Source organism: Streptomyces sp. 63XJN7_1_ISO-PGPR-S23-121 (genome assembly GCF_056173025.1).
In genome coordinates, this window is the sequence record NZ_CM149653.1 from 4,223,041 (window position 1) to 4,249,273 (window position 26,233).

25 protein-coding genes and 2 pseudogenes are annotated in these 26,233 nt (G+C 73.6%); 15 read left to right on the forward strand and 12 right to left on the reverse strand.

Annotated features, from left to right (window positions below; translation table 11 throughout):
- The first annotated feature begins 38 nt into the window (after positions 1-38).
- The 5 genes from AC0VYN_RS18905 (at position 39) to AC0VYN_RS18925 (ending at position 5,088) form a co-directional block, all read left to right on the forward strand.
- Positions 39-1,307 (forward strand): AAA family ATPase, encoded by a 1,269-nt coding sequence (locus tag AC0VYN_RS18905; RefSeq protein ID WP_475531876.1) that lies wholly within the window; start codon positions 39-41, stop codon positions 1,305-1,307.
- 194 nt (positions 1,308-1,501) lie between these two features.
- Positions 1,502-2,707 carry a vWA domain-containing protein gene (locus tag AC0VYN_RS18910; RefSeq protein WP_475536921.1) on the forward strand — a complete coding sequence of 402 codons (1,206 nt, stop codon included), beginning with the start codon at positions 1,502-1,504 and terminating at the stop codon, positions 2,705-2,707.
- 161 nt (positions 2,708-2,868) lie between these two features.
- Positions 2,869-3,660, forward strand: a complete 792-nt coding sequence (locus AC0VYN_RS18915; protein WP_475531877.1) for an alpha/beta fold hydrolase — start codon at positions 2,869-2,871, stop codon at positions 3,658-3,660.
- A gap of 40 nt (positions 3,661-3,700) precedes the next feature.
- Positions 3,701-4,462 (forward strand): ZIP family metal transporter, encoded by a 762-nt coding sequence (locus AC0VYN_RS18920; protein WP_475531878.1) that lies wholly within the window; start codon positions 3,701-3,703, stop codon positions 4,460-4,462.
- Between the two features lie 221 nt (positions 4,463-4,683).
- The gene (locus AC0VYN_RS18925) at positions 4,684-5,088 is read left to right on the forward strand and encodes a PGPGW domain-containing protein (RefSeq protein ID WP_475531879.1); all 405 of its coding nucleotides are present in this window, start codon (positions 4,684-4,686) and stop codon (positions 5,086-5,088) included.
- Here the strand turns inward: AC0VYN_RS18925 and AC0VYN_RS18930 are convergent.
- Positions 5,039-5,671, reverse strand: a complete 633-nt coding sequence (locus tag AC0VYN_RS18930) for a pyridoxamine 5'-phosphate oxidase family protein (RefSeq protein ID WP_475531880.1) — start codon at positions 5,669-5,671, stop codon at positions 5,039-5,041. The genes AC0VYN_RS18925 and AC0VYN_RS18930 overlap by 50 nt on opposite strands.
- A gap of 130 nt (positions 5,672-5,801) precedes the next feature.
- Positions 5,802-6,179 carry a winged helix-turn-helix transcriptional regulator gene (locus AC0VYN_RS18935; RefSeq protein ID WP_475536922.1) on the reverse strand — a complete coding sequence of 126 codons (378 nt, stop codon included), beginning with the start codon at positions 6,177-6,179 and terminating at the stop codon, positions 5,802-5,804.
- A gap of 131 nt (positions 6,180-6,310) precedes the next feature.
- Here AC0VYN_RS18935 and AC0VYN_RS18940 point away from each other — a divergent pair, with 131 nt between their 5' ends.
- The 6 genes from AC0VYN_RS18940 to AC0VYN_RS18965 all read left to right on the forward strand — a co-directional run bounded on the left by AC0VYN_RS18940 (position 6,311) and on the right by AC0VYN_RS18965 (position 11,807).
- The gene (locus AC0VYN_RS18940; protein WP_475536923.1) at positions 6,311-7,168 is read left to right on the forward strand and encodes an NAD(P)-dependent oxidoreductase; all 858 of its coding nucleotides are present in this window, start codon (positions 6,311-6,313) and stop codon (positions 7,166-7,168) included.
- A 143-nt stretch (positions 7,169-7,311) separates the two neighbouring features.
- Entirely contained in the window at positions 7,312-7,884 is a 573-nt protein-coding gene (locus tag AC0VYN_RS18945; RefSeq protein WP_385457400.1) for a TetR/AcrR family transcriptional regulator, read from the forward strand.
- The gene (locus AC0VYN_RS18950) at positions 7,874-9,064 is read left to right on the forward strand and encodes a GDSL-type esterase/lipase family protein (protein WP_475531881.1); all 1,191 of its coding nucleotides are present in this window, start codon (positions 7,874-7,876) and stop codon (positions 9,062-9,064) included. Before AC0VYN_RS18945 ends, AC0VYN_RS18950 begins: the two co-directional genes overlap by 11 nt.
- A 165-nt stretch (positions 9,065-9,229) precedes the next feature.
- The gene (locus AC0VYN_RS18955; RefSeq protein ID WP_475531882.1) at positions 9,230-9,427 is read left to right on the forward strand and encodes a hypothetical protein; all 198 of its coding nucleotides are present in this window, start codon (positions 9,230-9,232) and stop codon (positions 9,425-9,427) included.
- Between the two features lie 260 nt (positions 9,428-9,687).
- Positions 9,688-10,671, forward strand: a complete 984-nt coding sequence (locus AC0VYN_RS18960) for an NUDIX domain-containing protein (protein ID WP_475531883.1) — start codon at positions 9,688-9,690, stop codon at positions 10,669-10,671.
- 95 nt (positions 10,672-10,766) lie between these two features.
- Entirely contained in the window at positions 10,767-11,807 is a 1,041-nt protein-coding gene (locus AC0VYN_RS18965) for a LacI family DNA-binding transcriptional regulator (protein WP_475531884.1), read from the forward strand.
- Positions 11,808-11,866: 59 nt separating this feature from the next.
- Here the strand turns inward: AC0VYN_RS18965 and AC0VYN_RS18970 are convergent, their stop codons facing one another.
- The 4 genes from AC0VYN_RS18970 to AC0VYN_RS18985 form a co-directional block, all read right to left on the reverse strand.
- Positions 11,867-12,577 (reverse strand): TSUP family transporter, encoded by a 711-nt coding sequence (locus tag AC0VYN_RS18970; RefSeq protein ID WP_475531885.1) that lies wholly within the window; start codon positions 12,575-12,577, stop codon positions 11,867-11,869.
- A complete protein-coding gene (locus AC0VYN_RS18975) occupies positions 12,574-13,989 on the reverse strand; it encodes an amidohydrolase family protein (RefSeq protein WP_475531886.1) in 1,416 nt (471 codons plus the stop codon). The genes AC0VYN_RS18970 and AC0VYN_RS18975 overlap by 4 nt, the downstream gene beginning before the upstream one ends.
- Positions 13,986-15,314 carry a uracil-xanthine permease family protein gene (locus AC0VYN_RS18980; RefSeq protein WP_475536924.1) on the reverse strand — a complete coding sequence of 443 codons (1,329 nt, stop codon included), beginning with the start codon at positions 15,312-15,314 and terminating at the stop codon, positions 13,986-13,988. Before AC0VYN_RS18980 ends, AC0VYN_RS18975 begins: the two co-directional genes overlap by 4 nt.
- Before the next feature lie 708 nt (positions 15,315-16,022).
- Positions 16,023-17,231 (reverse strand): Cmx/CmrA family chloramphenicol efflux MFS transporter, encoded by a 1,209-nt coding sequence (locus tag AC0VYN_RS18985; RefSeq protein WP_475536925.1) that lies wholly within the window; start codon positions 17,229-17,231, stop codon positions 16,023-16,025.
- A 240-nt stretch (positions 17,232-17,471) separates the two neighbouring features.
- Here AC0VYN_RS18985 and AC0VYN_RS18990 point away from each other — a divergent pair.
- Positions 17,472-19,471: pseudogene (locus AC0VYN_RS18990) on the forward strand (SpoIIE family protein phosphatase).
- A 48-nt stretch (positions 19,472-19,519) separates the two neighbouring features.
- On the opposite strand, the gene AC0VYN_RS18995 reads toward AC0VYN_RS18990, so the two are convergent.
- On the reverse strand, positions 19,520-20,182 hold the full coding sequence (locus tag AC0VYN_RS18995; protein ID WP_475531887.1) for a VOC family protein: 663 nt from the start codon (positions 20,180-20,182) through the stop codon (positions 19,520-19,522).
- A 176-nt stretch (positions 20,183-20,358) separates the two neighbouring features.
- On the opposite strand from AC0VYN_RS18995, the gene AC0VYN_RS19000 reads away from it, so the two are divergent.
- Entirely contained in the window at positions 20,359-21,027 is a 669-nt protein-coding gene (locus AC0VYN_RS19000) for a CBS domain-containing protein (RefSeq protein WP_475531888.1), read from the forward strand.
- 43 nt (positions 21,028-21,070) lie between these two features.
- On the opposite strand, the gene AC0VYN_RS19005 is transcribed toward AC0VYN_RS19000, so the two are convergent.
- The 4 genes and pseudogenes from AC0VYN_RS19005 to AC0VYN_RS19020 all read right to left on the reverse strand — a co-directional run.
- Positions 21,071-21,682: a DUF998 domain-containing protein gene (locus AC0VYN_RS19005; RefSeq protein ID WP_475531889.1), complete on the reverse strand. Its 612-nt coding sequence runs from the start codon at positions 21,680-21,682 to the stop codon at positions 21,071-21,073.
- Between the two features lie 69 nt (positions 21,683-21,751).
- Positions 21,752-22,309: a TetR/AcrR family transcriptional regulator gene (locus tag AC0VYN_RS19010; protein ID WP_385457423.1), complete on the reverse strand. Its 558-nt coding sequence runs from the start codon at positions 22,307-22,309 to the stop codon at positions 21,752-21,754.
- Between the two features lie 12 nt (positions 22,310-22,321).
- Complete coding sequence (locus AC0VYN_RS19015) at positions 22,322-22,903, reverse strand: sugar O-acetyltransferase (protein WP_475531890.1); 582 nt, start codon at positions 22,901-22,903, stop codon at positions 22,322-22,324.
- 79 nt (positions 22,904-22,982) lie between these two features.
- A pseudogene (locus AC0VYN_RS19020) lies at positions 22,983-23,294 on the reverse strand (MFS transporter); the annotation flags it as partial.
- Between the two features lie 216 nt (positions 23,295-23,510).
- Between AC0VYN_RS19020 and AC0VYN_RS19025 the strand changes: the two are divergent.
- Both AC0VYN_RS19025 and AC0VYN_RS19030 read left to right on the forward strand, forming a co-directional pair.
- Positions 23,511-24,323 carry an SAM-dependent methyltransferase gene (locus AC0VYN_RS19025; protein WP_475531891.1) on the forward strand — a complete coding sequence of 271 codons (813 nt, stop codon included), beginning with the start codon at positions 23,511-23,513 and terminating at the stop codon, positions 24,321-24,323.
- Between the two features lie 65 nt (positions 24,324-24,388).
- Positions 24,389-25,291, forward strand: a complete 903-nt coding sequence (locus tag AC0VYN_RS19030; RefSeq protein WP_475531892.1) for an endonuclease/exonuclease/phosphatase family protein — start codon at positions 24,389-24,391, stop codon at positions 25,289-25,291.
- Between the two features lie 223 nt (positions 25,292-25,514).
- Here AC0VYN_RS19030 and AC0VYN_RS19035 read toward each other — a convergent pair whose 3' ends face one another.
- The gene (locus AC0VYN_RS19035; protein ID WP_475531893.1) at positions 25,515-26,027 is read right to left on the reverse strand and encodes a GtrA family protein; all 513 of its coding nucleotides are present in this window, start codon (positions 26,025-26,027) and stop codon (positions 25,515-25,517) included.
- Positions 26,028-26,233: the final 206 nt, after the last annotated feature.

Genomic DNA, 26,233 nt, shown 5'->3' on the forward strand with positions numbered 1-26,233 from the left:
CCTCCCGTCCCTCCGTCCCACACACCCAGGTGATGCCCATGACTTCCCGCACTTCCCTGCCCGGATCCACCGGGAGCACCGACTCCGAACTCGTCCTGGCCGAGGCCCTGCTGTCCCTTCTGCGGACGACCACCACCGAGCCCCGCCCCGACGAGAACCTCGAAGCGCTCACCCTGGCGGTCGCCGCCGACCTGCCCGTCCTGCTCTGGGGCGAGCCGGGCATCGGCAAGACCGCGGCCCTGACCCAGCTCGCCGACTCCCTCGACCTGCCCCTCACCACGGTGATCGCCAGTGTGCACGAGCCGTCCGACTTCTCCGGGCTGCCCATCGTGGGTGACGACCCGGCCGTGCAGGGGGTGCCGATGGCGCCGCCGCAGTGGGCCGTCGAGCTGGTGCGGGCCGGGCGGGGCCTGCTCTTCCTGGACGAGCTCTCCACCGCCACCCCGGCCGTCCAGGCGGCCCTGCTCCGGGTCGTCCTGGAGCGGAGGGTGGGCGCACTGCAACTGCCGCCGGGGGTACGGATCGTGGCCGCCGCCAATCCGCGGGCCTCCGCGGCCGACGGGTGGGAGCTGAGCCCGCCGCTGGCCAACCGGTTCGTGCACCTGTACTGGGCGCACGACCGGGAGGTGGTGGTGCGTGGGCTGGGCGGGGTCTGGCCCCGGGCGGAGCTGCCCCGGCTGGATGCCGAACGGCTGCCGGAGGCGGTGGCGTTCGCCCGGCGGGCGGTCTGCGGTTTCCTGAAGGCCCGGCCGACGCTGATCCACCGGCTGCCCAGCAGCGAGGCGCGGCGCGGCGGTGCCTGGCCCTCGCCCCGCAGTTGGGAGGCCGCGTTGACGCTGCTGGCGTTCGGCACGGCCGCCTCCGTCTCCCGGGACGTGCTGGCGCTGCTGGTGCGGGGGGCTGTCGGGGACGGGCCGGGCCTCGAACTGCTCGCGCATCTGGACCGGATGGACCTGCCCGACCCGGAGTCGCTGCTCGCCGACCCGGCCGCCGCCGAACTGCCGGAACGGGGGGACCTGAGGCAGGCGACGCTGGAGGCGGTGGTCGCCGCCGTCGGGGCGCGTCCGCGGCGGGAGCGGTGGGAGGCCGGCTGGGCGGTGCTGGTGCGGGCCCTGGAGACCGGCACCCCGGATCTGCTGGTCGCCCCCGCGACGGCGTTGGCCGCGCTGCGGCGCGACGACTGGGAAGTGCCGGCGGCGGTGGAACGGATGGCGGGGGTGATCGGCCTCGCCCGGCGGGCGGACCGGTCGGTGGAGCGGGTCGCGGCGGCGGCCGGCACCGCGCGGGCGGCGGGGACGCGCCGATGACGGGGGCCGGGCGGCGACCGGAGCCGCGTCCCGCGTCCCGCCGGAAGCGGCCGGTGCCGTACCCGATGAGGCCGGTCGCGCCACCGCGTCCGGTACGGGCCGAGCTGCCGGAGCCGTGGAACGGAACCAGGGCCGGGGAGGGTGAGCCGGCCGTGCCCGGGGAACGGGCCGGCGGGCCGGAGCTCCGGCTGGACATGGAGAAGCTGCTGGCCGCCCGGCTGTACGCGGTGAAGGTCCGGCCCTACCTGGCCGACGCGCTGTTCGCGCTGCACGTGGTGGAGGACCGGTCGGTGCCGACGATGGCGGTGGACGCGCACTGGCGCTGCTACGTCTCCCCCGGCTTCGTGGCGCGTATGCCGCTGGAGGAACTGGCGGGCGTCTGGGTCCATGAGGTCTCCCATCTGCTCCGGGACCATCACGGGCGGGGTGAGCGGTACGCGCGGGAACACGAGGAGCACGGGCCGGGCGAGCGGCTGCGGCGGAACATCGCCGCCGACTTCGAGATCAACGACGACATCTACGGGGACGGCCTGCCCCGGCCCGAGGGCGCGGTGCTGCCCTCGCTGCTGCGGCTGTCCTCCGGTCTGCTGATGGAGGAGTACTTGCGGACCGCGTCGATGTCCGGGCTCGCCGCCGGCCTGGCCTGGCTGGACTGCGGGAGCGGCGCCGACGGGCAGGAGCGGCCGTGGGAGCTGGGGCCCGACGGCGCGCACGGGTTGAGCAGGCAGCAGCGGGACGCGGTCCGCTTCCGGGTCGCGGAGGGCATCAAGTCGCGGCCCGGTGACGCACCGGACGGGTGGCGCCGCTGGGCGGACGAGGCCTTCCACCCGCCGCAGCCGTGGCGGCAGTTGCTGGGAGCGGCGGTCCGCTCGGCGGCCGGTGCGCCGGGGGCGGGCGAGAACCACAGCTACCGGCGTCCGTCCCGGCGGTCGGCGAGCGTGCCCGGGGTGCTGCTGCCGAGTCTGCGCCGTACGCCGCCCCGGGTCTGCGTCGTGATCGACACCTCCGGGTCGGTGAGCGACGCGGAGCTGGGCAGCGCACTGCTGGAGGTGGCGGCGATCTCGCAGGCGGTCGGCGGGCGGCGCGACCTCGTCTCGGTGGTCTCCTGCGACGCCGCGGCCGGGGTCGCCGCCCCGCTGTGCCGGGCCGAGAACATCGAGCTGCTCGGCGGCGGCGGAACGGACCTGCGTTCCGGTTTCGCGCAGGCGCTGCGGTCCCGGCCCCGCCCGGACGTGATCGTCGCGCTGACGGACGGTCAGACGCCGTGGCCGTCCGCGCAGCCTCCGTGCCGCACGGTGGTCGGGCTCTTCCCCCGACCGGCCGGCGGCGTCGACGAGAGCGACCCGGACTACGTCCCGGACACTCCCCCGGCCTGGGCACGTGTTGTCACCATCGGCTGACGCGGGCGGAGCAGGATGCTCGCCAGGCCCGTCCGGATCGCGGCACAGCGGCGGGAGGCACCGGCGCGACAGGCGGTCCGGTTCCGGCACGCTGTTGCGGGTGCGGGGGCCGCGCCGGAGACTGGCCCCGCGGGGACAGCCGTGGAGAGGGCCGGGACACGATGGGCGACTACGCGGACCTCCCTGGGGTCCGTACCTGGTACGAGACCGAGGGGACCGGCGATCCGCTGGTCCTGCTGCACGGCGGCTTCTGCACCAACGACACCTGGGGTGCGCAGCGCGCCGACCTCGCCGCCGCGTACCGCCTCTTCCTCCCCGAGCGGCGGGCGCACGGACACACCCCCGACGTCGAAGGGCCGCTCACCTACCAGGACATGGCCGACGACACGGTGGACTTCCTCGAGACGGTCGTCGGGGCAGCGGCCCACCTGGTCGGCTGGAGCGACGGGGGCATCGTCGCCCTGCTCGTCGCCGCCGCACGGCCCGACCTGGTGCGCAAGGTCGTGCTGATCGGGGCGAACTTCCGTCCGGGCCCGGAGTGCTTCGTCCAGCCGTCGATGCTGGACGCGATGGCGCCGCAGAGCCCCGATCTCGCGTTCTTCCGCGAGTTGTACGAGGCCGCCACGCCGGACGGCGCGGACCACTGGCCGACGGTCGCCGCGAAGCTGACCGACATGTGGCGCACCCAGCCGACGATCACCGTCGAGGACCTGGCCCGCGTCCGGGCACCCACTCTCGTCCTCGTCGGCGACGACGACATGATGACGCTGGAGCACACGACCGCGCTCCACCGCGCGATCCCCGAGTCGGAGCTGGCCGTCGTCCCCGGCGCCTCGCACCTGGTCCCGCTGGAGAAGCCGGCCCTCGTCAACCGGCTGATCCTCGACCATCTGGCGCAGGACTCGGTCGAGACGATGATGCCCATCCGGCGCGCCCCCGCCCCGGGCTCCTGACGCACGGCATCAGGGGGGCGCCGCCGGGTACCGGCAGGGGATGATCGAGGTGGTGCAGGCGGGGCTGTGGGGACTGCTGGCGGGCTCGGCCCTGCTGCTGGGGGCGGTGGTCGGCTTCGGGGTGCGGGTGCCGCAGAAGATGATCGCCACGGTGATGGCGTTCGGCGCGGGGGTGCTGCTCTCGGCGGTCTCCTTCGAGCTGGTCGGTGAGGCCTACGACGAGGCCGGGCTGGCTCCGGCCGCGGTCGGGACGATCCTCGGCGCGGTGGCCTACACCGTCGGCAACCTCTGGCTGGCGCGCCGCGGCGCCCGGCACCGCAAGCGCTCCGGCCACCGCACGGCGCAGGCGCAGCCGTCCGAGGCCCAGCAGGGCGGGTCCGGTCTCGCGCTGGCGCTCGGGGCCCTGCTGGACGGGGTCCCGGAGTCCGCCGTGATCGGGGTGAGCCTGCTCGACGGCGGCGCGGTGAGCCTGGTGACCGTCGCGGCGGTGTTCATCAGCAACGTACCGGAAGGGCTGTCGAGCTCCGCGGGGATGAGGAGGGCCGGCCGGAGCAAGGGGTACGTCTTCGGTGTGTGGGGCGCGATCGCGGCCGCCGGCACCGTGTCCGCCGTCCTCGGCTACACGGTCGTCGGGGCCTTCTCCCCGGCGGTGATCGCCGCCGTCACCGCCGTGGCGGCCGGGGCGATCCTCGCCATGATCGCCGACACGATGATTCCGGAGGCCTTCGAGGACGCCCACCTGGCCATCGGCCTGGTCACGGTGAGCGGCTTCCTCGTCTCGTTCGCCCTGTCCCACGCCTGAGCCGCGAAGCGGCCGTACGGCGGCGGATCAACCGGACGCGGGCCGCCGTGATCCGCCGGGTGGTCCGGGCGGCGATGCGGGGATCGACGGCACGACGCGGTCGCCGCTGCGGCAGGGGCATGGTTTGCCGCCGTACGGGGAACAGTGGCGCGGTGGCATCGGCCGCACGGACGCGCGTCACCGTGGGGCCGTCCGCGCTGAGCTCAGGAGAGTGGGACGACATGGCGCGAAGCGTCGAATCGGTCCGGCGAGTGGCGCTGGGTGTCCTCGGCGCGGTGCTGGTGCTGGTCGGTGTGGCCCTGCTGGTGCTGCCCGGGCCGGGGCTGCTGCTGGTGTTCGCCGGAGTGGTGCTGCTGTCCCGCGCCGTACCCGCGCTGGACCGGTATGTCGCCCCCGTTCGCAGGCAGGCGATGCGCGGGGTCGAGGAGAGCGTCTCCTCGCCGTGGCGTATCGCCGGGTCGGTCACGGCGGGACTGTGCCTCGTCGGGGCGGGTCTGGTGTGGGGGCTGGTCCCCCGGGTCCCGTTCGCCGGGTGGGGCACGGGAGCGAGCCTGATCCTTTCGGGCCTCGTCCTGTTCACCCTCCTCGCCTGGAGCTACCGCCGCGTCCACGGCGGCCGTCGCTGAGCCGCGGTCCCGAGCGGGCCGGTCGTCGGAACACCCACCGCGTGTGGCTGTACACCCCGCCGTCGCGGCCGAAGCCGTACGCCGTGGCCGGGGCGACCGCGTACACCGTCGCGTGCCCCTCGCGGAACGCGTCCCCGATCCCGTGGAAGGTCCCTTCGGGTGAGGTGATGTGCCGCCCGTACTTCGCCTCGTACGCCGCGATCACCTCCTCGACGACGGCCGGATCGACGACCGGTTCCGCCGTGCCCTCGACGACGAGGTCGAGCCCCCGGGTGAGTGAGTTCCCGCCGGTGGTCAGCGCGCAGTGTCCGTCGTGGGCGAGGTTCCTCGCCTTCTGCTCCCCCACGCCGGTGGAGAAGTACAGCGTCCCGCGGTGCCAGGCGGCGATCACGGGGGTGACGTGCAGGCGCCCGTCGGGCCGCACCGTGGACACCCAGAAGATCTCGGCGGTCTCCAGCTGCCGCTGGGCCTCGGCCCACTCGGTCGCCGTGACGTCCGCGGCACCCGGACGGGGATTGAGCGCCGAGCTGTAGCGGGCGTCCAGCTCGGTCGTGGGCCGCTCGGGGCGATCTTGTGCCGGCATGGCGGTTCGCCTTCCCTCTCGGTATGAGGCCTCATGAGGCGCTCTCCTCATGAGGACCGGTTCCGCGCGCCGGAATCATCGCGGTCGTCGCGGAACCAACCCTCGAGGCCGTGGTCGGGGCCGGGTGCGCTCACGCCGGGGCGGCGGCGGTTCCGGGGACGTCGACCGTCTCGCAGCCCTCGCGACGCATCCGTTCGCTCCCCCAGGCACCGAGCGGCCCGAGCGCCTGGTTGAGGGTGTGCCCGTGCTCGGTCAGGGAGTACTCCACGCGCGGCGGCACTTCGGCATACACCTTCCGCAGCACCAGACCGTCCGCCTCCATCTCACGCAGGTGCTGCGTCAGCATCTTCTCGCTCACCCCCGGCAGACCGCGGCGCAGCTCGGCGAAGCGGCGCACGCCATGAGTGTCGAGTTCCCAGAGGATCAGTCCCTTCCACTTGCCGCTGACCACATCGAGCGCTGCGTCGACGCCGCAGATGTAGGGCCCGTTCCTCGGCGCCTTGGCCATCATCGATCCCCTTACGAAAAGGTAAGTACCGCAGTAAATAGTGGGTACTTCCGAGCCTAGTCACGCTCTTCGAGGATGGAGGCGTGAACGAACAGAACCGCACCACCAGGCAGAACAGCGCCGTGACCGTGATGGGGCTCGGCCCGATGGGTCAGGCGATGACCCGTGCGCTCCTCGCCGCGGGCCACCGGGTCACCGTGTGGAACCGCACCGCCGGCCGGGCCGACGGTGTCGTCGCCGAGGGGGCGACGCCGGCGGCGACGCCCGGCGCGGCGGCCGAGGCGAGCGACCTCGTCGTCCTCAGCCTCACCGACTACCGGGCGATGTACGACGTCCTCGGCACCGCCACCGCGTCGCTCGCCGGCCGCACCCTGGTCAACCTGAGCTCCGACACCCCCGACCGCACACGCGAGGCCGCGACCTGGGCGGCCGGCCACGGCGCCGCGTTCCTCACCGGAGGTGTGATGGTGCCCGCGCCGATGGTCGGCACGGAGGCGTCGTACGTCTTCTACAGCGGCCGCGAAGAGGTGATGGAGCGTCACCGGGAGACACTGGCGCCGCTCGGGACGCCGAAGTACCTGGGTGAGGACCCGGGCCTGGCCCAGATGATGTACCAGGCGCAACTCGCGGTGTTCCTGACCACCTTGTCCGGCCTGATGCACGCCACCGCGATGCTGGGCACCGCCGGGATGAAGGCCGAGGAGTCCCTGCCGGAGCTGCTCTTCTTCACCGACTCGATCGGCGCCATACTGCGGGCCGGTGAGGAGCGTCCCGGTGCCGCACTCGACGCGGGAGAGCACCCCGGCGACCTCAGCACGGTCACCATGATGGGTGCGACGTCCGACCACATCGTCGAGACCAGTGGGGCGCTCGGCCTCGACCTCGCGCTCCCCCTGGCGGTACAGGCCCACTACCGTCGCGCGATCGAGGACGGGCACGGCAGCGACAACTGGACGCGCATCATCGACGGCATCCGGGGACCTCGCTGACCGCGCGGCACGGCGTACCCGTTGCTCCCTGAGTGATGCCCGGCCGGCGCCGCACCATCCGCGACTGCCGCCCGAATGACCCCGCGCTTGCCTAAAGGTATTAGGCATGAGCATAATGCCTTTCGGTGAACGGGAGGCAGGTCATGGTTCGAGCAGGGCTGACGCCGGAACGGCTGACCCGGGCGGGCGCGGAACTGGCCGACGAGGTCGGCTTCGACCAGGTGACCGTCTCGGCGCTCGCCCGGCGTTTCGACGTCAAGGTCGCGAGTCTGTACTCGCACCTGAAGAGCTCCCACGACCTCAGGACCAGGATCGCCCTGCTCGCGCTGGAGGAGCTCGCGGACCGGGCGGCCGCCGCGCTGGCCGGGCGGGCCGGCAAGGACGCCCTGGCCGCCTTCGCGGACGCCTACCGGGACTACGCCCGGGAGCACCCCGGCCGCTATGACGCCGCCCGGCTACGGCTCGACCCCGAGACGGCGGCGGCCAGCGCCGGCGTCCGGCACGCGCAGATGACCCGGGCCATCCTGCGCGGCTACGACCTGACGGAGCCGGACCAGACCCACGCGGTCCGGATGCTGGGCAGCGTCTTCCACGGCTACGTCAGCCTGGAGATGGCCGGAGGCTTCAGCCACACCGCCGTCGATCCGCAGGAGTCGTGGGCCTGGATGCTCGACTCACTCGACGCCCTACTACGGAACCAAGGCAATGAGCACTGACCACGACACCGACCACGACTGGGTCACCACACCCGTGACCGCTGACCTGCTGCGCGGTCACCTCGACGTCGAGCGCACCGCGCAGGGCCTGCTGCCGCACCGGCTGCCCGCCGGGGCCCGCCGGCAGATCCCCGACGACCAACTGGCCGTGGCCGAGGCCCAGCCCTCCGGCGTACGGCTGGTCTTCCGTACCCGGGCCACCACCGTCGAACTGGTCACCCTGCCCACCAAGCGGGCCTACCGAGGCCTCCCCGCCCCGGCGGACGGCGTCTACGACCTGCTGGTCGACGGCCTCCTCGCCGCCCAGGCCACCGTCGCGGGCGGCAACGTCCGCACGGTCGTCGACATGGTCACCCAGCGCGCCGAACTGCACGAAGGGCCTGCCGGCACCGCCCGGTTCACCGGTCTGCCCGCACGGGACAAGGACGTCGAGATCTGGCTCCCGCACACGGAGATCACCGAGCTGATCTCGCTGCGCACCGACGCCCCGGTCGAAGCGGCGCCGGACCGCGGGCGCCGGGTGTGGCTGCACCACGGCAGTTCCATCAGCCACGGCTCGAACGCCACCCACCCCACCGCCGTCTGGCCGGCACTGGCCGCGAGCCGGGGCGGAGTGGAGCTGGTCAACCTGGGTTTCGGCGGCAGCGCGCTGCTGGACCCGTTCACCGCCCGCGCCATGCGGGACACGCCCGCGGACCTGATCAGCCTCAAGGTCGGCATCAACATCGTCAACGCCGACGTGATGCGCCTGCGTGCCTTCGTCCCCGCGGTGCACGGCTTCCTGGACACCGTCCGCGAGGGGCATCCGGGCACGCCGCTGCTCGTCGTGTCGCCCGTCCTGTGCCCCGTCCAGGAGGACACTCCCGGCCCTCTCGCGCCCGACTTCGACGGTGGGACGGTGCGGTTCAAGGCGACGGGCGATCCCGCCGAACGCGCGGCCGGACGCCTGACCCTGAACGTCATCCGCGACGCGCTCGCCCGGATCGTCGAGCAGCGGGCCACCGACGACGTGAACCTGCACTACCTCGACGGCCGTGAGCTGTACGGCGAGAAGGACTACGCGGAGTTCCCGCTGCCGGACGAGGTCCACCCCGATCCCGCCGGTCACCGCCGCATCGGCGAGAACTTCGCCCGGCTCGTGTTCGCGGACGGCGGTCCCTTCGCCGCGACGGGCGGCTGACGCGTCGCCCGCGCGGTCGCCGAGGCGTTCACCCGGCCGGGCGTGTGACGGTGTCCCGAAGTGGGGACTGTTCAGGGCGATGTGTTCCTCGTCGGGGGCGCGGGCGCCCCACCGCCGCCGTCCCGCCCGGGCGTGCGCGGGCCCGCCACGAAAGGGCCGCGCCTCATGACGTCGTCCGCCGACCCGCCGTACCGGGTGCGCGGCGCCGCCTCGTCCTGGGAGCCCGTCCGGCAGCGTGGCCGGTGCTACCGGGCCGTCGACAGCGCCGAGTCCGAGGCGGTGCGCCGGCATCTCGGCTGCGGCGACGGGGACCTCACGGCGCACCTGGACCCGTCCTTCCGCTGCTACGCCCTGCGGACCTGACAGTGCGCCCGCCCCTCTGGACAAGGAGCCGCCCATGACGACGGACCCCGACTACGAGCAGTGCTGGACCGTCTACGGTCAGCGGCAACTGGACCACGGCTGGTCGCCTCCGGTGCCCGACCGCATCGACTGGGGGTTCTGGCCCGGCGTGGGTCCGGGAGCGGAGGTCCTCGGCGACATCCGGGGCAAACGGGTCCTCGACGTCGGGTCGGGGCCCGGTCACCACGCCGTCCACCTGGCCCCGCACGTACGGCGCCCTCGTGGACGGCGTCGACCTGTCCCCCACCCAGCACCGGCGCGCGCTCGACGACCACGGTGCGGAGCCCGGGGTCCGCTTCGTGTGCGCGGACGTCGCCGAACACCTGCGGCGGGAGCGGCCGTACGACGCGGCGTACGGCCTGCGTACGTTCGCCTGCATCGACCCCCGTCATCTGCTGCCGGCCCTGCGGGACGGACTGGTCGACGGCGCTCCCCTCGTCTTCTCCGCCCTGCACACCGACTCCGACGGGAAGGGTCCGTCCGAGCAGGTGGAGTCGCGCCCGGAGTTCGTCCGGCTGCGGCAGGAGGAGCCGATCCCCACCCTGATGTGGGTGCTCGCACCCGGGCTGTGGGAGGAGTTGCTGAACGATCACGGGTTCAGGGTGGAGGGGTGCGAACTCCTTCGGGCCCCGGACGCGGACAACCCCTCGGCACTTCATCTGATCCGGGCACGGCGCCACCGCGCGCCCCGCGGCACGGCCTTGTCCAGCCGGCCCCGGACCCACCGGCCCCCCGCGCCCCACGCCGCGATCGGTGTCGGCGCCGTCGTACTCGGACCGCACGGCCTGCTGCTGGGCCGCCACCGGCACGGCACGTGGGAGTTGCCCGGTGGAACCGTCGAGCCCGGGGAGTCCCTGCGGGAGACGGTCGTGCGGGAACTGGACGAGGAGACCGGACTGCTCGCCCGCCCCGAGGACGTGACGCTGCTGGGCACGCTCGTCGACCACGTCGGTGACGTGGTGCGCGTCACCGTGGGCGCCGTCGTCGCGGCGTGGCGGGGCGACCCCCGCGACCAGCCGGGCGAAAGCGTGGGCGACTGGCGCTGGTGGCCGCTGGACGGGCTGCCGCAGGGACTGTTCGAGTGCAGTGCCCAGATCCTGACCTCCTGGCGCGGCGACCTGCCGCGCATCGATCATCCGCCCGCGCACTTCACGCCGTTCGCGGAGGGGCCGTCGCTCCCCGCTCGGCCGGCCGGGGCGGACTGACCCGGGCCCGGGCCGGGGACCTTGTCCGGCCGGACGGCGCGTCGGCGAAGATGGTCGGCGTCAACCGTCCACGCCAGCGAGGAGTCTTCGCGCAGATGGCTACTTCCGCCCCCGGCCCGAAGCCGCCGACGATCGCCGATGTCGCCCGCGTCGCCGGTGTGTCGCGCACGACCGTGTCGCATGCCCTGAACGGGCTCGGCAAGGTCGACCCCCGGACCCGGGAGCGCGTCCGGCAGGCCGCGGCGGACCTGGGCTACCGACCGAATCTGCGGGCGCAGCGGTTGCGGCGCGGACAGGCGAAGGCCATCGCGCTGGCCTCCTCGATGCCGTTCGCGGTGGCGGGCGGGCCGTCCCGGCTCGGGTTCTACATGGAGGTCGCGGCGGCCGCCGCGGAGAGCGCCCTCCTCCACGACTACGCCCTCGTCCTGGTGCCTCCCGTCCAGTCCGGCTCCGCGCTGTACTCCGTCGACATCGACGGGGCCATCGTGGTGGAGCCCGAGGTGGGCGACGCCGCGGCCGCGCAGCTGCGCGAACGCGGGCTGCCGTACGTGGCGCTCGGCAGGCCGGTGTCGCCGGACGACGACGCGCCCTACGTCGACCTGCGCGGCGATCTGGTGGCGGAACTGCTGCTCGAGCACCTGCACGAGCAGGGCGCGGTACGTCCGGCGCTGATCGTCGGCTCCGGTACCCGGCACTCGTCCGTCGACGCGCTCGCCGCCTACGAACGGGTCGCCGGACGGCACGGCTGGACGCCCGTAGTGGCGAAGGTGCCGGAGTCGGGGGGCGAGCAGGCGGGGTACGAGAGGTGCGCGGCCCTGCTCGCCGAGCACCCGGAGACCGACGCGGTGTGCGCACTGGTCGACGCCTTCGCGGTGGGCGCGGTCCGGGCCGTCCGGGACAGCGGGCGGAGGGTCCCGGACGACGTCATGGTCGTCACCCGCTACGACGGCCTGCGGGCCCGTACCTGCGAGCCGCCCCTGACCGCGGTCGATCTGCACCTGGACCGGGCGGCGGCCGACGCGGTGGAGCTGCTGCTGGGACGGCTGCGCGGGGACACAGCCACCGCGTCGGTGGCGGTGTCCCCGCGGCCGCGGGTGATCGCCCGGGCCTCGTCGGTACGGATCGCCCGCCCCTGAAGTCCGCCACGGACCGGGCCTGGCGGCCCTCAGGCCCCGGGCCCCGGGCCCCGGGCCCCTCAGGCTCCGAACATCAGGACCACGCCGGAGACCAGCGCGAAGACCAGGACGAACAGCCGCATCCTGCGTGCGTCCAGTCGGTGGTGCACCAGGCGGCTGAGCCACGCGCCGACGGCGATCGCCGGCAGCAGCAGGGTCGCCTGGCCCAGCTCCGCGGGCTGCGCCTTGCCCGTCGCGAACAGCAGTATCAGGGAGGCGACTTCCCCGACGAGGAAGCAGGCGGCAACGGTGGAGCGCAGCTCGGCGGGCGGCCGGTGCTGGTAGACCAGCGCGAGCGGGGGCCCGCCGACGCCGGTCGCGGTCTCCGTGAGCCCGGTGACGGCACCCGCGCCGACGTACGCCACCCGCCCGGGCGCGAACGCCGGCGCGGTCAGGCTGACGACCGCGGCGAGTACGGTGGCCACGCCCACGAACAGGCCCAGACTGCGTTCCGGGATCAGCCACAACAGGGCCAGACCGGCCGGGGTGGCGGCGAGCCGCGCCCCGGTGATCCAGCCGGCGCCGCGCAGGTCGATCGACGCCCGTTCCCGCCAGGCGACGTACAGATTGAGCGGGATCATCGACGCCAGGACGAAGACCGGGACCAGTCCGGGGTCGACGATCCCGGCCACGGGCGCGACGATCAGCGCGAAGCCCAGTCCGCTGCTGCCCTGGACGAACGCGGCGACGGCCACCGTCACCGCGAGGACCGCCAGCATCTGCGTACTCACTGTGCCGCGCTCCGCTCCTGGGTCGTGCTCAGCGCCCGTGACGCCGTCGACGTGGGGTGCACCCGGGTGACGCCGGCCCTGGCGACGGTGGCGCGGGCCAGGTCGGCGGCCCGTCTCACCAGTGCGGGCCCGTCCCAGCCGACGGGGCGGCCGTGCCACATGCGCAGCCGCCCGGCGACGAACACGGCCGTTATCTGGTCCCGGTTGCCGCGCCGGACGAGCTCCCAGGGCAGGTCCCAGGAGAGCGCCGTCTCCGGGGTGTCGGCGTCGACGAGGAGGAAGTCGGCCGCCGCGCCCGGTGCGACGGTGCCGGTGAGGGTGCCGAGCCCGACGGCGTCCGCTCCCCCGCGGGTGGCACGGTCCAGCCACGTCCAGCCGGCTCCGCAGGACGAGTCGCCGGTCGCCAGCCCGTAGGCCAGCCGCTGGGCGAACTCGGCGGCGTCCGCCAGCCGGAAGCCGTCGCCGCGGGTGCCGTCGGTGCCGAGTCCGAATCGGACGCCGCGCTCGGCCATCGCCGTCGCGGGGGCCACCGCGTTGCCCTTCCACGCGCTCGCGACGGGGTTGTAGCTGACGGCCGTTCCCGTGTCGGCGAGCAGGCTCAGTTCGCGCGGGGTGAGGAGCGTGGCGTGCGCGGCGAGCAGTTGGGGGCCGAGCGCGCCGATGCTGTGCAGGTGCTCGAGGGGGCGCAGGCCGTGCCGCACCAGGGAGCGTTCCACGCCGGCGAGGTGCTCGTTGACGTGGATCTGTACGACGGTCCCGGCCTCGGCGGCCAGGCGGGCGGTGGCGCGCAGGGTGTCCTCGGTGGCGGCCTCGGGGATCGAGACGGCCAGCGAGGGGTGGATCAGGGCGTCGCCGGTGTAGCGGGCGAGGTGCTTCTCGGCGTGTTCCAGGACGGCCGGACCGGTGCCGTCACCGGCGTCCGCGTCGTTGCAGACCAGCCCGAGTACGCAGCGGATCCCGGCGTCGCGTGCGGCCGAGGCGATGACGTCCACGTCGACGTCGGCGCGGGTGCCGGCGTCGGCGACGGTGGTGAAGCCGCCGCGCAGTGCCTCGAGTGCCGCCAGCTTGGCCGCCGTGTAGGCGGACTCCTCGTCCAGCGCGCCCTCCAGCGGTACCCAGACCCGGCGGAAGATCTCGGACGGCTCCCCGAAGGCGAGGGCCGCGCCGAAGCTCTGGGTGAGGTGGTGGTGGGCGTCGACGAAGCCGGGCATCAGCAGGTGGCCGGGCAGCCGTACGGTCCGCTGCCGCGGGTGGGCGCGCTCCAGTTCGGCAGCCGGTCCGACGGCTTTGAAGCGGCCGTCGTCCACCAGGACCGCGCAGCCGTCGACGGGGCCTTCCGGCAGCAGGACCGCGCCGGGCAGGAGGAGCAGCGGGGCGGGGTGGGCGAGGGCGTCACGGTCGGATGGGTTCATCGGTCGCTTCCTGTGCGTGCGGAGGTCAGGCGGGCGACGGCGCCGGGCCTGACGTGGTGGAAAAGGATGTTGAGGACGGCGGCGGTGAACGTGCCGACGGCGACGCCGCTTTCGAGGAGGATCCGGACGTTGGCGGGGAAGGCCCCGTACACGCCGGGGACGAGGATGGGCAGCAGTCCCAGCGCGAGGGCTACGGCGCAGATGAAGGTGCTGGTGTGCCGGTCGAGGTCGGAGCGTCCGAGCATCTGGACGCCGAGCACGGTGATGACGCCGAAGACGACCATGGCGGTGCCGCCGACGACCGCGGTCGGGATCACGCTGATCGTGCGGGTGACGGGGGCGAGGAATCCGACGACGATGAGCACGACGCCGGCCGCGGCGGTGACGAACCGGCTGCGGACCCCGGTGACGCGGACGATTCCGATGTTCTCCCCGCTGGTGACCATGAGCGGCAGGCCGAAGAAGCCGCCGAAGAGCGAGGTGAGCGCGTCTCCGCGGACGGTCTTGGGCACATCGGTCCGCTTGTCGATCTCCTTGCCGACGGCTTCGGCGTTGATGACGGTCTGGCCGGTGGCCTCGGCCATGGACGCCAGGCTGTAGAGCATCAGCGGCAGCGCGGCGACGAGGTTGAACTGGGGTGAGCCGAAGGGCATCAGGTGGGGCACGTTCACCAGGCTGCCCCCCGCCGCGCCTCCCCCGTGGAGCACACCGGTCACGGCGGCGAGCGCGGTGCCGGCGAGCAGGCCGAGCATCACGGCCAGTTGGCGCACGACACCGCTGGAGAACAGGTAGAAGACGACGGTGAACCCGATCGTCGCCATGCCGAGACCGAGGTCGGCGGGGTCGGCGAAGCCCGGCGCGCCGGGCTGCCCGGTGACGAGGACGGCGCCGACCTTCACCAGGTTGACGCCGACGATGACGATCATCGTGCCGATCACGAGGGCGGGGAAGTATCTGAGCAGCCGGGAGAAGACCGGCAGGACGACGAAGGTGAACACCGCCGTCAGGACCACCGCGCCGGTGGCGGTGCGCAGTCCGTGCTGTTCGGCGATCGCGAGGAACAGGATGAGCGGTGCCCCGCCCGGCAGCATCACGAACGGCAGCCGCGGTCCGAACTTCCACAGTCCGAGCGACTGGAGCAGCGATCCCGCCCCCGAGAGGACGAAGGCGGCCGAGAGCAGGTCGACGGTGAGGTCGGTGTCGAGGCGGAGGGTGGCGCTCATCAGGAAGATCGCCGAGATGGGGGTGGCGGCCATGACGAGGACGTGCTGGATGCCGAAGAGCAGGATCCGCCCCACGGGCCGGGCCTCGTCCACGGGGTGCACGGCGGGCCGGGTGACGTCCCCGGACGGCGCCTCGGCGGGGTCGGGCGAGGCCTGGGCGGGGCCGCGGCCGGGCGGGGTCCGGTCGGGGCCGGTGGTCTCCTCGACGGTGGGGCGGCGGTCGGCCGTCCCGGTGGGGGCGACGCCGGATGCGACCGGTGGTTGTGCGGCCGCTTCGCCGCCGGGGTTCGGTGACGCTCCGGCCGGGGGGCGGTTCTGGCGGGGACTGGACACGTTCGGGCTCCGTTCGGGCATACGGGCACGCTCGGATTTCAGCCGCGATCCGGCCCTGGACCGAGAGCCAAATCGATTTGGCCAAATCGATTTGGCCGCCAGTATGTGATCCCTCCGGCCGAGCGTCAAGGGGCGTGGGGCGGCGGAGCGGGAGGGGTGGGGCGCGCTGGGAGCCGTGAGACAGGACGGAGAGGCGCGCGGGGAGGAGGCTGGGGCGCAACGATTTGCCGGCGTGCCCTCCGGCGGGGGCATCACGCCGGCGCGGCCGCCCGCCGAAGGGATGCGCGGATCAGTCCGGAGTACGGAAAGCGGCAGGGCGCGGGCGGCGCGCCCGCTGGGCGTGCACCGGCCGCGCCACGCGCCGTCCGCACCGCCCACCGTCCACACCGCCCACCGGCCGCACCACGCGCCCTCCGCACCACGCGCGCTCCGCGACGGCGCGCGGCGGACGGGGGCGGCCGGCCGGCTGCCCTGCCGTCACACGCGCTGCGTGTGCTCCGTGCCCGCGGGCTCCGCGGCGAGGCTTCCCATCACGACGCGGGAACGGCTGTGCAGGCGCAGCGAGACGGCGACGAGGCCGATCGCGACCGCCGTCATCGCCGCGCCGGCCCAGGCCGTGGAGGCGTAGCCGAGGCCCGCGTCGATCACCGTGCCGCCGAGCCAGGGACCACCGGTGTTGCCCAGGTTGAAGGCGGCGGTCGTCGTCGCGCCCGCGAGCGTGGGCGCGGCGCCCGCCACGTTGAACATGCGGGCGTTGAGCGCCGGCGCGGTGTAGAACGCGGAGACGCCCAGGAGGAACGACAGGGCGATGGCGACGGCGGGACTGGAGGCGAACAGGGCCAGCGCGGTCAGCAGCACGGTCGAGGCGGTGATACCGGACAGGAGCACGCCGAACAGGTGGGCATCGGCGACGCGTCCGCCGATCGTCGTACCGACCAGCGCGCCGATGCCGAACAGCGCCAGCACGGTCGGCACCCAGCCGTCCTCCAGGCCGGCCACGTCCGTGAGCAGCGGCGCGAGGTAGGAGAAGGCGCAGAACACGCCGCCCGCCGCGAGCGCGGTCACCACGATGGAGAGCCACACCTGGCGGTCGCGGTAGATCGCGAGTTCGCCCTTGAGTACGGGGAGCCGCTCCGGCAGCGGGATGCGGGGGATCTTCGTCGCCACTCCGACGAGGGCGATCGCGGACGCCGCGCCCACGGCCCAGAACGCGGAGCGCCAGCCCAGGTGCTCACCGAGGAACGCGCCCGCCGGGACGCCGAGGACGTTCGCGATCGACAGTCCGCCGATCATCACCGCCATCGCGCGGGCCCGCGACGTCTGCGGCACCATCGCGATGGCGACCGCCGCGCCCACCGCCCAGAATCCCGCGCACGCCAGGGCGCTGACGACCCGTGAGACGAAGAGGACCTCGTACGTCGGTGCCAGGGCGCCCGCGACCTGGCCGAGGCCGAAGACCGAGATCAGGGAGACCAGGGTGGTCTTCCGCGGCAGCCGCAGCGTCGCGACGGCGAGCAGCGGGGCGCCGATCACCATGCCGATGGCGAACGCCGATATCAGCAGTCCGGCCCGGGGGATGGACACGCCCATGTCGTCCGCGATGGGCGGCAGCAGGCCGGACAGCATGAACTCGCTGGTACCGAGCGCGAAGACGGAGAGGCCGAGGATGTAGACGGCGAGTGGCATGCGGGGCGCCACGGGCCGCGCGGAGGATTCGGGCATGACAGGTGCCAACCAAGATCTTCCTCCTGTCATTCCCCCACGGCCCCCGGTCTCAGGATGCGGTCGGCCTCCCTCACCACCACCACCGGACGCGCGCCGCGGACCGCGGGCGCGCAGAATGGGAGGAGGACATGCCGGCTCGGTGGCGTCCGGCCGCCTCGGGACGGGGCGCACCGATGCGACGCGACCTGCCGGGAGGCAGTGATGGAGCACTCCGGGAGCCGACGCGGTGAGCACCGGCCGCGAGGCGACCGACGGGCTGCCGCGCATGTGGCCCTGGCCGTCAACGGCATGGGCAGTTTCACCTGGGACGTGCCCAGCGGGGAGATGCAGTACGACGACGCCGCCCTCGCCGTCATGGGCTTCCGCCCGGGCGAGTTCGACGGCCGGCTGAGCACACTCGGTGAACGGATGCTCGCGACGGAACTGCCCGCGGTCCGGGCGAGCGTGGACCGGGCCCTCGAGGACCGGTCCGGCTTCAGTCTGTACTTCCGCGTCCGGCACCCCGACGGCTGGCTGCGCTGGAATCACACCCAGGGCCACGTCGTGTGCGACGCCCAGCGGCGTCCCCTTCAGGTCATCGGCATCGTGCGGGACGCCAGCCAGGAGCTGCGGGCCATCGACCAGACCCAGCAGCTGCGCCAGGCCAGACAGGACCGGCGCCGGCAGGCGGACATCGTCGCGCACCTCAGTGACGCCCTCATGCCCACGGTCACGGTGGAGGACGTCGCGGAGGCCCTCACCTCGGCCAGCCTGATGGAGCGGCTGGGCGCCTCGAGCATCGTCCTGGGGCTGGTCGACAACGGCCGGATGGAGCTGATCGGCTCGAACGGTCTGAGCCGGCAGCTCGTCCGGGACTTCCACCTGTCCCGGCTCGACCAGCCGCTGCCGCTCAGCGAGGCGGTGCGCACCCGTGAGCCCGTCTTCGTCACCGAGCGCGACGAGTTCGTCGAGCGGTACCCGGCGCTGCTGCCCTATCTGAAGATGTTCTCGCGGGCGACGGGCGCGGTGTACCAGCCGCTGATCGCCCACGACACCCCGATCGGTGCCCTTGGCCTCACCTTCGACGGCAAGGGCATGTTCACGCACGACGAGCGGACGGTCCTGAACGCCCTGGGCAAGGTGGTCGCCCAGTCGCTGCAGCGGGCCCTGTTGTACGACAGGGAGCACGAGCTGGCGGCCGGGCTGCAGACCGCGATGCTTCCCGGTCACATGCCGCCCACTCCCGGGCTGGTCTCCGCCACCCGCTACCGTCCGGCGAGCGCCCGCGGCGGGATCGGCGGCGACTGGTACGACGCGCTCACGCTCCCGGACGGCCGGGTCGTCGCCGTCGTCGGCGACGTGCAGGGTCACGACGTCACGGCCGCTGCCGTGATGGGCCAACTGCGCATCGCCCTGCGGGCCTACGCGGCCGAGGGCCACAGATCGACCCGCGCACCGGACGCACCGTGATCGTGCGTGCCGGTCACCTGGGTCCCGTGCTGCGGCGTCCGGACGGCACCTGTACGTGGCTGGAGACCCCCGGCGGCCTTCCGCTCGGTCTGTCGAACCCGGGGTCGCGGCCCGGGCATCCCGCCCTCGAGATGGTGCTGAGCCCCGGTTCGACGCTGCTGCTGTGCACGGACGGGCTCGTCGAGTCGCGCACGGCCGACATCGGCGAGGGCTGCCGCAGGCTGCTCGGCGCCGTCGCCGCCGGGCCCGTGGAGCCGGACGGCCTCGCCGACCACGTGCTGAGCTCCATGAGCGCCCACACGGGCGAGGACGACGACGTGGCGTTGCTGATCATACGGCGCGACCGCCATGCGTCCGAGGCCAGCGAGCGGCTGGAGGTCGCCATCCGTCCGGTCGACCCCGACACCCTGCGCACGGCCCGGCTGGCGCTGCGGACGGCGCTGGCCGACTGGTCGCTGGGCCCGCTGTCCGAGACGGCGGAGCTGCTCGCCTGCGAGCTGGCCACGAACGCCCTGCTGCACGCCCGGGGCGACTCGACCCTCACGGTCTCGCCGGTGGCCGGCCGGGGCCCCACCGTGCGGCTGGCGGTCACGGACACGTCACCGGTCTCGCCACGGCGCCGGGCCGCGACCGAACGTTCGACGTCGGGCCGCGGACTGATGCTGATCGAGGAGCTCGCCTCCGCCTGGGGGGTCGAGTCGCGGGGCAACGGCAAGACGGTGTGGTGCGAAGTGACCCTGCCGCCGACCTGACCGGCCCCCTCGGCGCGGACGGGTGCGGCGGCCGGGTGGCCGTCCCCGTCAGCCCGCCTTGTGGCCGTCCGGGCTCCCCGGGCGGGTTGCGGTCGCCGGGACGGTGGCCTCCCAGACGAAGCCGTCCGGGTCGGTGAACGGGCCGGTGGCGCAGGAGAGCACGAGCCGGTGCGAGCCCGTGCCCCCGACGGGGACGCCCGCGACCTTGGCCAGCGCGCGGCGCTTGTACAGGGACAGCTTGACGGTGCCCGCCCCGGGGGTGAACTCGACGTACTTGCCTCCGAAGCTCTTGCCCACGCCGAAGCCCTGCTCGACGTAGTACTGCTTGCAGGCCTTCACGTCCTCGACCCCCAGAAGGAGCACGATCTCGTCGACGTTCCGGGTGACCGGCCCGCTGTCCTTCTTCGCCGACGTCGCGAGCTGCCAGATGGTGCCGTCCGGGGCCTGGACGACGCCGCCGTAGCCCCACAGCGACTTCGCGGCGGGCTTGAGGACGGTGGCACCCGCATCCACCGCCGCGGCGGCGAGCGCGTCGACGTCACCCGGCTGGGACACCACGAGCGAGAGGGTGAAACCGCGGAAACCGGTCGTGGGGGCGTCGGAGCCGCGGAGCCGCACCTGTGAGGGGTCCAGACCGAAGGCGTCGTCGTAGAAGCGGGCGGCGGCCGCGGTGTCGGCCACCTCCAGGGTGACGTAGTCGATGGCGTTCATGTCATCGACGGTACGGGCGGCCGGGTCACCGGCGCTTCTCGAAAACTGACCGGCCGGGCGGCGCCCGTGTGCGCTGCCGGCGGACAGGGGCACGCTTCCGGCTCGCGGGACGTTTCAGGTGGTGAGAAGGTCGGATGCCGGTCGACGCGCCCCGGCAGCGGAGAGGAAGTCCTGGAATGAAGCACCAGAGGGTGTGCGATGTGATGAGCGACGCCGTGGTCCGTGTGCAGCACGGAACGCCGTTCAAGGAGATCGCCCACCTGCTGCAGGACTACGACATCACGGCGGTCCCCGTGGTCGACGGGGCGGACCGGCCCGTGGGGGTGGTGTCGGAGGCGGACCTCCTGCAGAAGATGTGGGGCGCGGAGCCGGACGGGCCCGCCGGGCCGGGCGCGGGAGCCGGGTCCGTCGGCGCCAAGGCCTCCGCCACCGACGCGGCGGGGCTGATGACGTCGCCCGCCGTCTGTGCCCGCGAGGACTGGAGCGTCGTCGAGGCCGCCCGCGTGATGGCGCGGCACGGCATCAAGCGGCTCCTGGTGGTCGGCGAGGACGGGCGGCTGATCGGGGTGGTCAGCAGGAGCGACCTGCTGCGGGTCTTCCTGCGCAAGGACCGGGCGATCCGGACCGAGATCATCGAGGAGACCCTGGTGCGCACCCTCGGCCTGCCGCCCTCCTCCGTGCAGGTGGACGTGACGCACGGGCACGTCGTCCTGAGCGGCGGGCTCCCCGAGGACGTGTCCGTGTCCGCACTGGAGGAGCTGTGCCGGCGCGTGGACGGCGTCGTCGCCGTGGAGTTCCGGCCGACGGGCGAGGCCGACGGCGACGGTCCGGCGTCCGGTCGCTGATGGCGGGCGGGGCCGGCCGCCCGGGGCCGACGCGGGCTCTGCCCTACCGTCTCCGCCCGACTCCTTCGTCACGTCTTCCGGAGCGCGGCAGGCAGGACGTGACCACCACGAAGGGCCACAGGGACTGGGCGAACGTGACCACCCGTTCCGCTAGGCCGGCCGCGCCGTCGCGCGTCATCTCGAACAGGAACCACGCGCCGCCGACGGCCATCAGCACGGTCGCCGTGATCGACGGTGCGGGCCGCAGGGCCCACGGGGCGCCTCCGTCGCCGTCGATGGCCAGGACCGGCCACAGCGCGAGCAGCGTGAAGCCGACCACGGCCACCGTGCCGTGACGCAGGGAGCCTCCGCTGCTCGGCGCGGGCAGCAGCACCACCGCGAACGCCGCCAGTCCTCCCCCGCCGAGCGCCAGCCGGCCGGCGGCCGAGGCCGCCCGCAGCCCGCAGGCGGTCAGCAGATGGCAGAGTCCCAGCGCGAGGAACGCCCCGTTCATCACCCAGAACCCCGAGGCCCCGTAGGATCCCAGAACGCTGATCGTATCGGCGGACGGGTCGTAGGCGGGCCCCATCAGCAGGGCCGCGATCGCCCACCCTCCGATCAGCAGGATGGGCGCGCACCCCGACGTGAACAACACCCACCTGGGAACGATTCGCATCGAACCACCATAAGACGCCCTCCTTCCGGCATCTTCCCACCCGGACGCGGGTCGACCCGGCGGCCGGCCCTATGCGGCGGGCCGGCCGGTGGTGGTGATGCGGGTGACGGCTTCGAGGGTGAGGGCCCGGTCGTGCGGCTCACGGGCCAGGGCGCGATGGAGCGTCAGGCCCTCGATGAGGGCGTCGAGCTGACGGGCCGTGCCGGGGTCGAAGTGCTTCTCCAGATGGGTGCGGCTGCGCCGCATCCATTCGTGGGTGAGTTCCCGGTAGGCGGGCCGGCGTGCCGCGAGGGTGTAGAGCTCCTGGGTGAGCACGAGGTCGCGCGGGCTTCCCTCGGAGAGGGCGTGCACGAGGTCCGTCACGGCCCGTCGGGCCTGGTCGCCGTCGGCCGGGGCGGCGAGGTGGGCGTCGAACACGGCGACGATGTGGTCGGTGAAGCGGCCGAACGCCTCGCGGAGCACCTGGTCCATGCCGCTGAAGTGGTAGGTCATGGACCCCAGGGGGACACCGGCGCGGGCGGCGATCTTCCGGTGGGAGACCTGGGCGAGGCCCTCTTCGGCGATGAGGTCCAGGGTCGCGTCGAGAATGCGCTCGCGGCGCTGGGGGTCTGCGTGTCCGGTAGCCATGGCGGAAGAATCTCAGAGGTCGCGGACCGGGCGCGCGGGGTTGCCGACGGCGACGACGCCGGCGGGAACGTCCTTGGTGACGACCGCTCCGGCGCCGATGACGGAGTTGTCGCCGATGGTGACGCCGGGCAGCACGACGGCGCCTCCGCCGAGCCAGACGTTGTCCCCGATGGTGATCGGGCGGGCGGCCTCCAGCTTGTCGCGTCGTGGCTGCGGCTCCAGCGGGTGGGTCGGGGTCAGCAGTTGCACACCCGGACCGATCTGGCAGTCCGCGCCGATGATGATCGCCGCCACGTCGAGTGCGGTCAGGTTGTAGTTGACGAAGGTGCGGGCACCGATGGTGATGTTGCTGCCGTAGTCGACATACAGCGGCGGCCTGACGTGTGCCTCCTCGCCCAGGGAGCCGAGCAGTTCGGCAAGGATCGGCCGGGCGGCGTCGACGTCCTCGGCGTAGGCGGCCTGATAGCGGGCGGCCAGCCGCACGGCCAGCTGCTGCCGGCGCGCGATCTCGGGATCGTCGGCGATGTAGAGGTCGCCCGCCAGCATGCGCTCGAGGTTGGTGCGGGGGTCCTGTGCGAAGTAGTCCGTCGCCATGCGTACGACCGTACACCTTGGATCGGAGGACCTCCCGCACCGCCGTACGAGGGAGACGGCGCCTCGCTCCGGCGTCCGGTCAGCGCCGCTTCGTCCCCAGCACCCCGGCGGTGAGGAGCACGACGACGCCGGCGAGGGTCACCACGAGCAGGCCGGCCCGGAGACCGGCCGTGTCGGCGACCAGCCCGACGACGGGCGGCGGCAGCAGAAAGCCCAGACGCATGAGCCAGGAGACGACGGTCAGCCCGGTGCCGGGCGTCAGTCCCGGCAGTTCGTCGGCCTCGTGCATCGCGGCGGGCACCAGGGTCGCCACCCCGGACCCGGCCGCGGCGAAGCCGAGAACCGTCCCGGGCACCGTGGGCAAGGCCAGTGCCAGGCCCATGCCGAGCGCGGGCCTTCCGTTCGACGGGCCCGGGCGGGCGCAGGACATCGACAGTCATGCGCGGAGCTCATATGTTGGACGTACGAACGTACACTCCGGGCTCCCGGCCTCCGAGGCACGCACCCCTGCGCGGCCCGGTACGCGAACCCCCGTACACGGAGGGAACGTTGAGACGTAGGTTGGGTCGGGACAGTTCACGCCTCGGCCGAGAGACGGACCTTCCTCATGAGCGACCCTGTGACGACGCCCGGACCCGCGCACCCGAACATCGACGCCTCGGTGCCGCACTCGGCCCGCATCTGGAACTACTGGCTGGGCGGCAAGGACAACTACCCCGTCGACGAGCAGGCCGGGGACGCCTACACCGCCGTCTTCCCCGGCATCGTCACCATCGCCCGCAGCAGCCGCGCCTTCCTGCGCCGCAACATCACCCACCTGGTCGCCGAGGCCGGCATCCGCCAGTTCCTGGACGTCGGGACCGGCCTGCCCACCGCGGACAACACCCACGAGGTCGCCCAGCGGATCGCCCCGGACACCCGGATCGTCTACGTCGACAACGACCCGATGGTCCTGGCACACGCCCGCGCGCTGCTCACCTCCACGCCCGAGGGGGCTACGGCCTACATCGACTCGGACGTGCTCGACCCGGACCGCATCGTGGCAGCGGCGGCCGGCACGCTCGACCTCGACCGTCCCGTCGCGCTGGTCCTGAGCAACATCCTGGGCCACATCCCCGACTACGACGTGGCGCGCTCCGTGGTCACCCGGCTGATGGACGCGCTGCCCTCGGGCAGCTACCTGTCCGTCAACGACGGTTCGCGGGGCGTCGACCCGGACTTCGAGCAGGCGCAGGACTCCTACAACGAGAGCGGTGCCGCGCCGTACGTGCTGCGCACCGTGGACCAGATCACGGCGTTCTTCGACGGTCTGGACCTGGTGGAGCCCGGAGTCGTGTCGGTCCCGCTCTGGCGCCCGGACGTCCTCTCCCCCGCACCCGAGCCCATCGGTGAGCACGGCGGCCTCGCCCGCAAGCCGTGATTCCCGTGACCGGCCGCCGTCCGCCCTTCGCCGCCACGGGCACGCCGGCCCGGACGGGGGGCCGGGTGGCGGCCGCTTCGGCGGTGCTGACCGCGGGGCTGCTGGCCTTCCCGGCGGTGGTCCCCAACTCCGTGGGGCGGGCGGGCAGTCTGCTGGAGACGTTCCTGCCGTGGCTCGGCCTGGTGGTCGTGGTGCTGCTCGGCCTCGCGCTGCTGCGCCGCTCGGCCGTCGCGCTGGTGGCCGTGCTGCTGCCGGTCGCCGCCTGGACGCACCACTTCGGCGTCCTGCTGCTGCCCGCGGCGCGGGCCGGCGGTGACGACCTGGTCGTGGTGCAGCACAACGTCAGCGACGAGAACACCGACCCCGCCGGCACGGCCCGTGCCCTGGCCGGCGCTGGGCCCGACCTCATCGCCCTGGAGGAGCTGGTGCCCCGGGCGCTGCCGGAGTACGAGGCGACCCTCGCCGCCCGGTATCCGTACCACGCGGTCCAGGGCACCGTCGGGCTCTGGTCGAGGCATCCCCTGACCGGAGTCCGGCCGGTGGACATCAGACCGCGCGGGATCACGGAGCCGTGGGACCGTGGGCTGCGGGCGGTGGTGCACACGCCGCACGGCGAGATCGCCGCGTACGTCGCGCACCTGCCGTCGGTGCGTGTCCGGCCGACCGGACTGGCGTCGTCGTGGCGCGACGAGAGCGCCCGCCTGCTGGGCGAGGCCGTCGGCGCCGAGGAGCAGAGGAGGGTGCTTCTGCTGGGCGACCTCAACAGCACGGTCGACGACCGTGGACTGACCCCGCTGACCGCCCACCTGGAACCCGCGGAGAGAGGTCTCGCCTTCAGCTTCCCGGCCGGTTTCCCGCTCGCCAGGATCGACCAGGTGATGGCCCGTTCCGCGACGGTCAGTCACATCCGCACCCTGCCCGCCACCGGAAGCGACCACCTGCCGGTGGCCGCCGGCATCACGCTCTGAGCGGGCACACGCGAAACCCCCGCCCCTGGGACCCAGGGGCGGGGGTTCGGAATGGAGCGCCGGGCAGGCCTTGCACCTGCATTTCCCCGCAGGAAGCGGGACGTCTTGCCTTAGACGACCAACGCACGGACATCCACCGGGTTCCGGCGGGACGACCTGGGAAGACTGTAGCGCAGCCGCCCCGGGGACGCACATCCGGGCCGGCGGCCCGGCACCTGCCGGGTCAGGCGCGCCGGGGCCGGCGCGGGCCGCGGAAGACGGCCAGCCGCAGGACGACGAAGCGCACCACGGTGACCACGACCGACGTGCCGGTCAGGACGACGGTCTCGGCGGCCGGGGACGCGCCCGGGTCCGCGTGTCCGAGGCCCAGCACGGCACCGGAGGTCACGAGGTAGCCGAGCAGGAAGAGGCCCCCGGCGCCCAGGTGGGCCCGGGCGGGCCGCACGGAAGCGTGCCGGAACGTCAGGCGCCGGTTGGCCTCGGTGTTGAGCACGGTCAGGACGAGCAGGGAGACGAGGTTGGCGACGACCGGGGGCCACCAGGTGCGCAACAGCCAGTAGAGCAGGGCCTGTCCGACGGTCGACACGACGCCGATGGCGACGAACCAGCCGACCTCCCGCGACCACACCCCGCGCCGGGGGGCGGCGTCGGGTGCCCCCTCACCCCGCCCGGCATTCCGCACCGGACGGCGGCCCACCGTGGTGCGGGCGGTACCGGACGTCCACGGCCGAGCCACGCGTCACCCTCCACCGCAGATCACCGGCCGCGGCATCGCCACGTCGCCGTAGGTTCCGGTGCCCGCCGCCCCCGTCCGGCACCCGTGGCTGCGGAGCCTACTACGGGCACCCGCGGGGCCTGCCCGGAGTCCGTCCGGGTGACGTCCCACAGACCGTTTTGCTTTTCCTTTACGATCAGGGAACCGCTCCCGGCCCGGGAGCGTTC